The sequence below is a fragment of the Chitinophaga pinensis DSM 2588 genome (assembly GCF_000024005.1).
Lineage (GTDB): Bacteria > Bacteroidota > Bacteroidia > Chitinophagales > Chitinophagaceae > Chitinophaga > Chitinophaga pinensis.
On sequence record NC_013132.1, the window covers coordinates 6,528,413 to 6,542,581 of the forward strand.

1 protein-coding gene (running past one end of the window) is annotated in these 14,169 nt (G+C 44.3%); it reads right to left on the minus strand.

Annotation, left to right across the window (positions count from 1 at the left end; all coding sequences use genetic code 11):
* A protein-coding gene (locus CPIN_RS25725) for a non-ribosomal peptide synthase/polyketide synthase (RefSeq protein WP_012792790.1) crosses the window boundary here: on the minus strand, positions 1–14,169 show its 3' portion. Its footprint extends 13,359 nt past the window's final position; 14,169 of the gene's 27,528 nt are visible here — the last part of the coding sequence; its start codon lies off the right edge, out of view; the stop codon is at positions 1–3.

The window sequence follows — 14,169 nt, forward strand, 5'->3', positions numbered from 1 at the left end:
TCAGAAGTCAAAAAATTCATCATTATCAGGGCCAGGCGACAAAGGCACATATGCTGTGTTATCCAGGTCCTTTACCAACACTACATCACTCTTTACCAAGCGAAGGAGTACCTCTTTGAAATGTGTAATTATTATTCTCGCATAAGTTTCTTCTAACAGATCAGCATTGTATTTCAACTCAATTGCTATGTTATTCTTAAAACTTATAGTAATACTTATAGGATAATTATCTCTCTCATCCGAAACAAGCTCGCTCAGTTGCAAGCGCACATCTGTCTGATCGCTTTCTTGCACAGGATAGTTTTCAAATATCATTATATTATCAAACAGATCACCACGAATATTGGCCCTGAACTGAATGTCATTCAAAGCGGTATACTGATACTCTCTTGACTCCATTTGTTCTGTCTGTAGATGTCGCAACCATTCAGCTACAGGCTGCTCCATATTCAGCACTGAACGTAGCGGCAAAACATTTATATACAGGCCAACCCGTTGTTCTACATTGACGAGATCATCAGGACGTCCGGACACTATTACACCATATATTACGTCTTCATTACCGGTATAGCGATATAATTGATATGCCCATACTCCTTGCATGATCGTATTCACTGTTATTCGGTTGTGACGCGCGTACATATCAATGAGCTCCGTCTCCTGTTGATCAAACCGTAGTAACACCGACTCAAACCTTCCAGTCCCTTTTGTTCTTTCAGGTTTATCCGCAATAAATGGTAAAAGCGTTCCTTTATTCAATCCTGACAGATATTTTTCCCAATAGGACGCCGCCTTATATTGATCTTTATCAAAGATGTAGCGGATATAATCTTCATAACAATCTTCTTCTTCCTGGCCAGTGAAACTACCTGCTGCCAGCTTTTCATAGAGTTCCCTGAATTCTGCCATCAATACTGCTGTAGACCAGCCATCCAGCACTATATGATAAAAAGTGAATATCATCCGATATTCTTCAGCTCCGGTTTGTAACAACACTATGCGGATTAGTGGAGGATGTGAGAATTTAAACCCTTTTTCCCGTTCCTGATCCATGTATTGTCTTACCAATTTTTGCTGTACCGCACTATCAATGCCTTGATAATCAAGAATGGATATATCCATCTCCACGTTACGGTACACACACTGAACTGGTATACGGAACTCGTCATGAAAAAATCCACTTCTTAGTATACTATACCGGGATAATATAGCCTGCCATACCTGCTTAAAAACAGGTACATCAAGATGTAGTAACTTACAACTGATCATGTCTACATATGCACCTGACTGTGCATCATACAATCCATGGAAAAGCATTCCCTGTTGAAGCCCACTCAAGCGGTATAATCCCGATATCAGGTCGCGACGACGACGGCCGTCCTCTGATGCTTCCAGGAATGCATCCAGCTCTTCATAACTCACCTCTTTACCTATTCCATAGTCGGAAGGTGTATATGATGATACACCAGCACAAACACAATGATCAATCAATACTTCTAATTCCCTTACATAAGATTCACATAACGACACTATCGTCGATTTCTCATAATGAAGATTACTATAACTCCAAATGATATTTAGCTCACCTTCATACACCATACTGTTCAATACCATCAAAGCGGATGCGAGATGTCCGGAGCTTACAGGTAAACCATGTGACTCTTCCGCAGCACTAAACAGATCATGACCCCACTTCTTCGTATCCAACTGACCCAGGTAATTGAACAGAATGTCCCATGGCGTACCCCCACACAGTAATTCATCTCCGGCCAGATATCTTAATACACCATACCCAAGACCGCGATCCGGAACGCGACGCAACTGTTCCTTGGTGCTGATTAGCCAGTCCCGAGAACTATCCGCTGATGGACGACTTAAATGAACAGGGTACAGATTCGTAAACCAACCAACAGTGCGGCTTACATCTATTCCCTCCTCCAGCTCTTCACGACCATGTCCCTCCAGACCAATAACAATCGCATCCAATCCGCTCCAGCTGCATAGTGTGCGCGTTAGCGCGCCCAACAACACATCATTGATCTCGGTATGATAAATGCGCGGAACTTCCTGTAATAACTGTTGTGTAAGACCCGATGATAATTTTATCGTATGGCTACGCATCTCCCCTGTCAAAACTGTCCCAGTATAAGACTTATCCCTTCGAAGCGGACGATACGCATGATGAACACCATGCCACCATCCACGTTGAGATAACAAACCCTGACTTGCGCCATACGTAGCTAAGGCTTCATACCATTTACGATACGAACTACCTTTCGCTGTCGACATAATACTGTTGCCTGACAATAGTTGTTCCAGATCCTCCAGCAGGATACGCCAAGATACACCATCCACTGCCAGATGATGGATCACCAGCAGTAAACGGTTCTCTTCTTCCCAATCGGGTGTTAAAAGCAAGGAGGCACTTAACAGTTTCCCCGACGCTACATCAAGACACTGCTGCATTGACGTGCCTATAAGATCTATTGCAGATAACAAGTCCCCGCGATCAGTACAAGATTGTACATCATGGACCTCCAGTGATCCCTGATAATCACCGTATTCCTGTTCCCATATACCTGCATTATTGTGATAACGGAAACGTAACGCATCGTGATAAGTCATCAACTCCTGCACAGCCGTCTGTAATAACGCTGCACTGATACCCTTATCCAGCTTTAACAAAATATCCTGATTATAATGTGACAGCTCTGACGAAGCTCTTTCCAGGTACCAGCGCTGAATTGGCAACAGACCTGAAGCTCCGGATAGTACCTGCTGCTCAGCTTCAACAATGTTATTAGCCAATGATATTATTCCTGCAATGGATGCTATTGTAGGAGTAACAAACAAATCTTTCGGTTTTAAATTATATCCGGCCTTCCTGGCCCGACTTACAACCTGGATCGTAATAATAGAATCGCCGCCTAATTCGAAGAAATTGTCATGGATACCTATATCATCCACGCCCAGTAATTCTGACCAGATTATGCTCAGATTTTGCTCCACCTCGTTACGAGGACCTGCATAATCACTCGCTGAAGTCATGCTGATTGCCCGGTTTGACAACGCTGACCGGTCTACCTTCCCATTTGTCGTCAATGGTATCGCATCCAAACGGATGATATGAACCGGTAACATGTACTCGGGTAAACGGCTCCGCAGATAAGATAATACCAACTCCGTGTTCAGCACTGTGTCACTGACGATATATCCGATCAGTTGTTTCTGACCCGCACGTTCTTCATGTACTACCACCACAGATTGATCTACACCTTCATACGAACTCAGTACATTCTCTATCTCCCCAGGTTCTATGCGGTAGCCCCGAACTTTTACCTGATCATCAATTCGACCATGAAACAACAACGTCCCATCCTGCGTCCAGCTCGCGAGATCACCCGTACGGTACATACGCCTACCCGCTACACCGGCAAATGGATCCGGCACAAACTTTTCTTCCGTCAAAACAGGCTGATCATGATACCCTCTCGCTACCTGGTACCCTCCTATGTAGAGTTCTCCACATATCCCAGGAGGCAAAATAAGTCCCTGCTCGTCCAGGATATAAGCCAGCGTATTGGCCAAAGGCCGGCCTATTGGAACCAGACCGCCAGGATGATCAATTTCTTCCAGGTATTCATATTCTATGGCGGTTACCGTCGTCTCTGTCGGACCATATTCATTGTAAAACCGTACATAAGCACCCCAGTTACGCGCCAAATCTGACGGACATACATCTCCACCTGCTATGACACGGCGAAGACCTCCATAACGGCCAGCCCGAAGCGTACTTAAAAAGCCGGGAGTTGCATGAAGATGGGTAATACCTGTCTCTTCCAACAGGCTGCAAAGTCTTTCGCCGTCATGCAGCGTCTGATCACTCATCAATACCAACGTGCCGCCGGCTGATAATGCCAAAAATATCTGTTCTACTGAAGCATCAAAACTGTAGTTAGAAAATTGAAGTATACGATCGGTACGGTCAATTCCAAAATAGCTTATCTGACTCCTGATCAGATGCACCACTGCATGATGAGGCACCTCTACTCCTTTCGGCTGACCCGTCGTTCCCGAAGTGTAGATCATATAAGCCAGATTACTACCTGATGCGTGCTGCACTACTTTCGTTACAGGCATTCCCGACAATATCTCAGCGGATTTATCCAGCTGGAACAACGCTATATGTTCACTATACGGCAGGTGGTTGATATTAGCCGTATTGGTCAGAATAATACTACATCCACTGTCAGCAGTAATATATCTTAATCGCTCAGATGGATGCGATGGATCGAGCGGAACGTAAGCACCGCCGGATTTGAGGATCCCCAGTATACTGACTATCATCTCCATTCCTCTTTCTAAGCAAATTCCGATACGGTTCTCAGGCATAATACCCTGACCAATTAAATAGTGCGCCAGCTGATTACTACGTTCATCCAGTTCCCGGTAAGTTAACACAGACGACTCAAACAACAACGCCGGACTATCCGGTGCTACTACTACCTGCTGCATGAATAGATCTGACAGGGTAACTTCCGAAAGATTATCCGTCAACGGACTATTAAATTCCTTTAGCAGACGGCGCTCTTCCACTGCTGTCAACAACCGCAGTGCTGAGGTATTCAATACCGTCCCATTCGTAATCTGGGACAGCACATATTCAAAATGCATTCTTATCTGACGTGCATAAAACGGATCGAGCAGATCTGCGTTATATTTTATCTGTATAGTAAGCGTTTCTTCCTGGGTAATAACTACAGTTAAGGGATAATTATCATCTTCTTTCGACCACATATCTTCCAATTCCAGTCGCCAATGCTGGGACCTTGCAACTTCACTGACGGGATAATTCTCAAAGACCATGAGACTATCGAAAAGATCACCGTTTATACCCGTCCAGGATTGTATATAATTTAAAGGAGTATATTGATATTCATGAGAATTCAATTGCTCTTGCTGCAATGTCTGCAACCATTGGCTTATGGGTTTATCCTTCCATATTGAACGTAAGGGTAACGTATTAATATATAACCCCACCCGTTGCTCCACATCTTTAAAATCTGATGGACGCCCGGAAACAACCACACCATACAAAATATCATTACGCCCTGTATACTGATGTACAATATAAGACCAGACACCCTGCATTATTGTATTTATCGTTAAATGGTGTTGATGCGCATAGCGTTCAATAACTGCTACTATGTCCTTTTCCAGCCTTAATGGCTCGACTGCATATTTTCCTTCTCCTTTTGTTCTTTCAGTTACGCCATTTATAATCGGGAATAAACTGCCTGTGCTGATACCCGATAGATATTGTTTCCAGTAATCCTCCACCTGATGCCTATTGATCGCCTCTATATATCGGATATAATTCTCATACCTGTCTTCTTCTTCTCTCGCTATGGCTTTTCCAGTTGCGAGACTTTCATATAATTCCAGATATTCCCGCATCAACAGTGTCAATGACCATCCATCCAGAATAATATGATGAAAGGAGCAGACCATTTGATAATCAGACGCTGATGTACGTAATAAAACAACACGTATCAATGTCGGACGCTCAAGCTTAAATCCTGCTAAACGTTCGCTCTCAATAAATTTTTTTATTAGTATTTGTTGCTGTTCTTCATGCTCATTCCTATAGTCAACCACAGTAATTTGCATTTCTGCATCCTTATATATAACCTGCACCGGAATATCAAAAACATCATAAAAAAAAGCACTTCGCAATATACTGTGACGTGATAATAACTCCTGCCATGCCTGTTTAAAAATATCAATATGTGGATTTCGTATCAAACTACCGAATTGAGTAATATAAGTTCCCGAAGAAGATGTATTATATAAACTGTGAAACAAAATCCCTTGTTGAAGGCCACTTAACCGGTATAATCCTGATATCAGGTCGCGACGACGACGGCCGTCCTCCGATGCTTCCAGGAATGCATCCAGCTCTTCATAACTCACCTCTTTACCTATTCCATAGTCGGAAGGTGTATATGATGATACACCAGCACAAACACAATGATCAATCAATACTTCTAATTCCCTTACATAAGATTCACATAACGACACTATCGTCGATTCCTCATAATGAAGATTACTATAACTCCAAATGATATTTAGCTCACCTTCATACACCATACTGTTCAATACCATCAGAGCGGATGCGAGATGTCCGGAGCTTACAGGTAAACCATGTGACTCTTCCGCAGCACTAAACAGATCATGACCCCACTTCTTCGTATCCAACTGACCCAGGTAATTGAACAGAATGTCCCATGGCGTACTCCCACACAGTAATTCATCTCCGGCCAGATATCTTAATACACCATACCCAAGACCGCGATCCGGAACGCGACGCAACTGTTCCTTGGTGCTGATTAGCCAGTCCCGAGAACTATCCGCTGATGGACGACTTAAATGAACAGGGTACAGATTCGTAAACCAACCCACAGTGCGGCTTACATCTATTCCCTCCTCCAGCTCTTCACGACCATGTCCCTCCAGACCAATAACAATCGCATCCAATCCGCTCCAGCTGCATAGTGTGCGCGTTAGCGCGCCCAACAGCACATCATTGATCTCGGTATGATAAATGCGCGGAACTTCCTGTAATAACTGTTGTGTAAGACCCGATGATAATTTTATCGTATGGCTACGCATCTCCCCTGTCAAAACTGTCCCAGTATAAGACTTATCCCTTCGAAGCGGACGATACGCATGATGAACACCATGCCACCATCCACGTTGAGATAACAAACCCTGACTTGCGCCATACGTAGCTAAGGCTTCATACCATTTACGATACGAACTACCTTTCACTGTCGACATAATACTGTTGCCTGACAATAGTTGTTCCAGATCCTCCAGCAGGATACGCCAAGATACACCATCCACTGCCAGATGATGGATCACCAGCAGTAAACGGTTCTCTTCTTCCCAATCGGGTGTTAAAAGCAAGGAGGCACTTAACAGTTTCCCCGACGCTATATCAAGACACTGCTGCATTGACGTACCTATAAGATCTATTGCAGATAACAAGTCCCCGCGATCAGTACAAGATTGTACATCATGGACCTCCAGTGATCCCTGATAATGACCGTATTCCTGTTCCCATGTACCTGCATTGTTGTGATAACGGAAACGTAACGCATCGTGATAAGTCATCAACTCCTGCACAGCTGTCTGTAATAACGCTGCACTGACACCCTTATCCAGCTTTAATAAAACATCCTGATTATAATGTGACAGCTCTGACGAAGCTCTTTCCAGGTACCAACGCTGAATTGGTAACAGACCTGATACACCAGCTAGTATACCTTGTTCCACAAAAGCTCCATTGCTATCATTACCTGACGACAACATCAACGATAGCGATGCAATTGTAGGATGTGTAAAAATATCTTTGGGTCTCAGGTTATAGCCTGCTTTCCTGGCACGGCTCACCACCTGGATGGATACAATGGAATCGCCGCCTAACTCAAAAAAGTTGTCATCAATACCTACCTGCTCTACTCCCAGTATCGAGGACCAGATCCCGCAAAGCTTTACCTCTATCGCGTTACGTGGCGCCGTGTACGACTGCCTCGCCACCTCAACTTCAGCAGCTGATAAACGCTTACGGTCTATCTTTCCGCTAACCGTTACAGGTAAAGAGTCCAGCACCTGCAACTGCGCCGGGATCATATAAGAGGGCAAATACCGACCCAGTTCTTTATACACATCGTCCTGAACATAATCATCATTATCTATTACTACATATCCCACCAGATGACGACCGCCTGTACTATCCGTATGTATAACCACAGCCCCCTCTTTTACTCCTCTGCATGATAACAGTACGGTTTCTATCTCTCCCAGCTCTATACGATAACCTCGAAGTTTTACCTGATCATCGCGACGACCAAGGAATTCAATATTCCCGTCAGGCAGCATACGTGCAAGATCGCCCGTTCGGTATAAACGACCGCCCAACACGTCCTCCTTCACTATAAAACTAACAGCACTTAATTCCGCTTTATTCAGGTAACCGGCAGCAAGACCGTCACCTCCTATATACAACTCGCCTGGTACACCAATCGGCTGAAGAGCCATTTGATCATTGTAGATGTACAACTGAATATTGGATATCGGACGTCCGATCGGTACCACATCCTCAGCACCAGTCGTCTCATAATAGCTCACTTCTACCGAAGCTTCTGTCGGGCCGTATAGGTTATGTAAACGACAGGATAGTTTGCTATAGTGGGACTGCACATGCATTACCGACAAGGCCTCCCCACTACAGAACACATGCTTCAGTGAACCCAGTAAGGAGATATCTGAACCGCCCAGACTCTGTAAATAGGCATGATATGCGCCTGGAACAAAATGGATAAAGCTAACCCCATGGCGGCTGATCTCACCTGTCAGCAATTGCGGATCGTATATCACATCACGACTGCACAACACAAGACGACCTCCATAACACAACGTCTCAAAAATCTCCCATACAGATACATCAAATATATAGGGCGTCTTCTGAAGAACCACCTCTGAACGGGTAAATCCATAATGACGCTGCATCCAGTCGATACGGTTCACTACTCCACGATGAGGTACACACACTCCTTTCGGTTGACCCGTAGAACCGGATGTATAAATCACATATGCCAGACCTGCGGACGTCTGTGATGATTCCGGAACATTTGCCGGCTCCGTCGACAGTTCCTCCCCCATTGCATCTATAATATGAATATTAAGCCCCGATAGTATTGAGCCAAGGTTCACTGCTTCCAAACCTCCACTTACCACTACCTGCGCTCCCGTATCTTTTAATATATAAATAATCCGCTCTTCAGGATAGCTCATGTCTATCGGCACATATGCACCCCCTGCTTTCAGGATACCAAGTATACCAACGATCATCGAAAATGAACGCTCTGTGTATATCGGTACAAGCGTTCCTGCCTCCACGCCCTGACTACGAAGGTAATGTGCAAGCTGATTGCTCCTTGCTTCCAACGCCCCATAACTCAACGTCTTTTCTCCCATCACGAGCGCTATATCTTCTGCATAACCAGACGCCTGACGACCAAATAAGCTATCCAACGTCTGATCATCCGGATAGGCATGCGAGGTGTCATTAAAGTGATGTTGAATATAATATTCCTCTTCTCCGCTAAGGATTTTCAGATCGTCTACTTTTGTGGCTACTCCATTACAAATTTGTAATAATACATGTTCGAAGTGTCGGCTGATCTGTTGAACATAACGTGAATCAATAAGATCGGCATTGTACCTAAACTGGACGCTTACCCTTTCTCCGTTTGTGATGATCAATGTCAGCGGATAATTATCCTGTTCTTTCGACCATTGACTACTTACCTGTAATTGCCATTCGCGGGAAGATATCACCTCACTGACAGGATAGTTCTCAAACACCAGTATGCTATCAAACATATCTCCGGATATACCACTCCAGGACTGGATATTACTTAATGCGGAATATTGATATTCTCTGGAACGCAATTGTTCCTCCTGCACCTGACTCAACCACGATGTAATAAGATGTCCGCTATGTAAAACTGAACGTAACGGTAATGTATTAATATACATTCCTACACGTTGTTCAACATTTTTAAGATCTGCCGGTCGTCCTGATACAACTACACCGTATACAACATCCTCCTGACCTGTATACTTATGTAATAAATAAGCCCATACCCCCTGCATAATCGTGCTTACTGTCAGACCATTCTGCTTTGAGAATATCTCCAGAAAAGAAGAAACACCATTACTTAGCAATAGTAATTCCTCCCGATACTCTCCGTCTCCTTTTGTGCGATCACCACCCTTGATAACAAATGGCAACAGCGTACCAGCGGTGACATTATTCAAATAACTACGCCAATAATTCTCAGCTGCATATTTATCCCTGTTAGAAATATAAATGATATAGTCTTCATAGCTGTCTTCTTCGATAATATTGTCTGGTACTCCCAGGGACAATTTTTCATAAGATTCAAGAAACTCCTTCATCAGCAATGCTGTAGACCAACCATCCAGTATAATATGATGAAAAGTACAAACCATGTGGTATCTATCTTCGGCAAGTCGCAGCAAGCTGACGCGCATCAAAAGAGGTCGCTCAAATACAAACTCTTTCTGCCTGTCATATGTTGTATAGTCCCTTATAAGTTGTCCCTGTTCCTCTTCGCTTTTTCCACTATAATCTTCTTCGATCACATCCAACAGGACATTTTTAAATACGCATTGTACCGGAACATCAAACATATCGTAATAAAATCCCGTCCGCAATATACTATGGTGGGCTAACAACTGTTGCCAGGCATTTTTAAAAACATGAGTATTTAAACCTTCAAGGATATAGTTAAACTGAACAATGTACGACTGCGAACGACCTCCATATAATCCATGGAAAAGCATTCCCTGTTGAAGCCCGCTCAGGCGGTACAATCCCGATATCAGGTCGCGACGACGACGACCGTCCTCCGATGCTTCCAGGAATGCATCCAGCTCCTCATAACTCACCTCTTTACCTATTCCATAGTCGGAAGGTGTATATGATGATACACCAGCACAAACACAATGATCAATCAATACTTCTAATTCCCTTACATAAGATTCACATAACGACACTATCGTCGATTCCTCATAATGAAGATTACTATAACTCCAAATGATATTTAGCTCACCTTCATACACCATACTGTTCAATACCATCAGAGCGGATGCGAGATGTCCGGAGCTTACAGGTAAACCATGTGACTCTTCCGCAGCACTAAACAGATCATGACCCCACTTCTTCGTATCCAACTGACCCAGGTAATTGAACAGAATGTCCCATGGCGTACTCCCACACAGTAATTCATCTCCGGCCAGATATCTTAATACGCCATACCCAAGACCGCGATCCGGAACGCGACGCAACTGTTCCTTGGTGCTGATTAGCCAGTCCCGAGAACTATCCGCTGATGGACGACTTAAATGAACAGGGTACAGATTCGTAAACCAACCCACAGTGCGGCTTACATCTATTCCCTCCTCCAGCTCTTCACGACCATGTCCCTCCAGACCAATAACAATCGCATCCAATCCGCTCCAGCTGCATAGTGTGCGCGTTAGTGCGCCCAACAGCACATCATTGATCTCGGTATGATAAATGCGCGGAACTTCCTGTAATAACTGTTGTGTAAGACCCGATGATAATTTTATCGTATGGCTACGCATCTCCCCTGTCAAAACTGTCCCAGTATAAGACTTATCCCTTCGAAGCGGACGATACGCATGATGAACACCATGCCACCATCCACGTTGAGATAACAAACCCTGACTTGCGCCATACGTAGCTAAGGCTTCATACCATTTACGATACGAACTACCTTTCGCTGTCGACATAATACTGTTGCCTGACAATAGTTGTTCCAGATCCTCCAGCAGGATACGCCAAGATACACCATCCACTGCCAGATGATGGATCACCAGCAGTAAACGGTTCTCTTCTTCCCAATCGGGTGTTAAAAGCAAGGAGGCACTTAACAGTTTCCCCGACGCTATATCAAGACACTGCTGCATTGACGTACCTATAAGATCTATTGCAGATAACAAGTCCCCGCGATCAGTACAAGATTGTACATCATGGACCTCCAGTGATCCCTGATAATGACCGTATTCCTGTTCCCATGTACCTGCATTGTTGTGATAACGGAAACGTAACGCATCGTGATAAGTCATCAACTCCTGCACAGCTGTCTGTAATAACGCTGCACTGACACCCTTATCCAGCTTTAATAAAACATCCTGATTATAATGTGACAGCTCTGACGAAGCTCTTTCCAGGTACCAACGCTGAATTGGTAACAGACCTGATACACCAGCTAGTATACCTTGTTCCACAAAAGCTCCATTGCTATCATTACCTGACGACAACATCAACGATAGCGATGCAATTGTAGGATGTGTAAAAATATCTTTGGGTCTCAGGTTATAGCCTGCTTTCCTGGCACGGCTCACCACCTGGATGGATACAATGGAATCGCCGCCTAACTCAAAAAAGTTGTCATCAATACCTACCTGCTCTACTCCCAGTATCGAGGACCAGATCCCGCAAAGCTTTACCTCTATCGCATTACGTGGCGCCGTGTACGACTGCCTCGCCACCTCAACTTCAGCAGCTGATAAACGCTTACGGTCTATCTTTCCGCTAACCGTTACAGGTAAAGAGTCCAGCACCTGCAACTGCGCCGGGATCATATAAGAGGGCAAATACCGACCCAGTTCTTTATACACATCGTCCTGAACATAATCATCATTATCTATTACTACATATCCCACCAGATGACGACCGCCTGTACTATCCGTATGTATAACCACAGCCCCCTCTTTTACTCCTCTGCATGATAACAGTACGGTTTCTATCTCTCCCAGCTCTATACGATAACCTCGAAGTTTTACCTGATCATCGCGACGACCAAGGAATTCAATATTCCCGTCAGGCAGCATACGTGCAAGATCGCCCGTTCGGTATAAACGACCGCCCAACACGTCCTCCTTCACTATAAAACTAACAGCACTTAATTCCGCTTTATTCAGGTAACCGGCAGCAAGACCGTCACCTCCTATATACAACTCGCCTGGTACACCAATCGGCTGAAGAGCCATTTGATCATTGTAGATGTACAACTGAATATTGGATATCGGACGTCCGATCGGTACCACATCCTCAGCACCAGTCGTCTCATAATAGCTCACTTCTACCGAAGCTTCTGTCGGGCCGTATAGGTTATGTAAACGACAGGATAGTTTGCTATAGTGGGACTGCACATGCATTACCGACAAGGCCTCCCCACTACAGAACACATGCTTCAGTGAACCCAGTAAGGAGATATCTGAACCGCCCAGACTCTGTAAATAGGCATGATATGCGCCTGGAACAAAATGGATAAAGCTAACCCCATGGCGGCTGATCTCACCTGTCAGCAATTGCGGATCGTATATCACATCACGACTGCACAACACAAGACGACCTCCATAACACAACGTCTCAAAAATCTCCCATACAGATACATCAAATATATAGGGCGTCTTCTGAAGAACCACCTCTGAACGGGTAAATCCATAATGACGCTGCATCCAGTCGATACGGTTCACTACTCCACGATGAGGCACACACACTCCTTTCGGTTGACCCGTAGAACCGGATGTATAAATCACATATGCCAGACCTGCGGACGTCTGTGATGATTCCGGAACATTTTCCGGCTCCGTCAACAGTTCCTCCCCCATTGCATCTATAATATGAATATTAAGGCCCGATAATATTGAGCCAAGGTTCACTGCTTCCAAACCTCCACTTACCACTACCTGCGCTCCGGTATCTTTTAATATATAAATAATCCGCTCTTCAGGATAGCTCATGTCTATTGGCACATATGCGCCTCCTGCTTTCAAAATACCAAGTATACCAATGATCATCGAAAATGAACGGTCTGTGTATATTGGCACCAGTGTTCCTATCCCTACGCCCTGACTGCGCAGGTGGTGTGCAAGCTGATTGCTTCTTACCTCCAACGCTCCATAACTCAACGTCATTTCACCCATTACGAGCGCTATATCTTCTGCATAACCAGACGCCTGATGACTAAATATGCTATCCAATGTCTGATCATCCGGATAGGCATGCGAGGTGTCATTAAAGTGATGTTGAATATAATATTCCTCTTCTCCGCTAAGGATTTTCAGATCGTCTACTTTTGTGGCTATTCCATTACAAATTTGTAATAATACATGTTCGAAGTGTCGGCTGATCTGTTGAACATAACGTGAATCAATAAGATCGGCATTGTACCTAAACTGAACGCTTACCGTTTCTCCGTTTGTGATGATCAATGTCAGCGGATAATTATCCTGTTCTTTCGACCATTGACTACTTACCTGTAATTGCCATTCGCGGGAAGATATCACCTCACTGACAGGATAGTTCTCAAACACCAATATGCTATCAAACATGTCTCCGGATATACCACTCCAGGACTGGATATTACTTAATGCGGAATATTGATATTCTCTGGAATGCAATTGTTCCTGTTGTAACTGCTGCAACCATGATACGATAACGGAACCATCCCTCTTTACGGAGCGTAACGGGAGACTATTGAT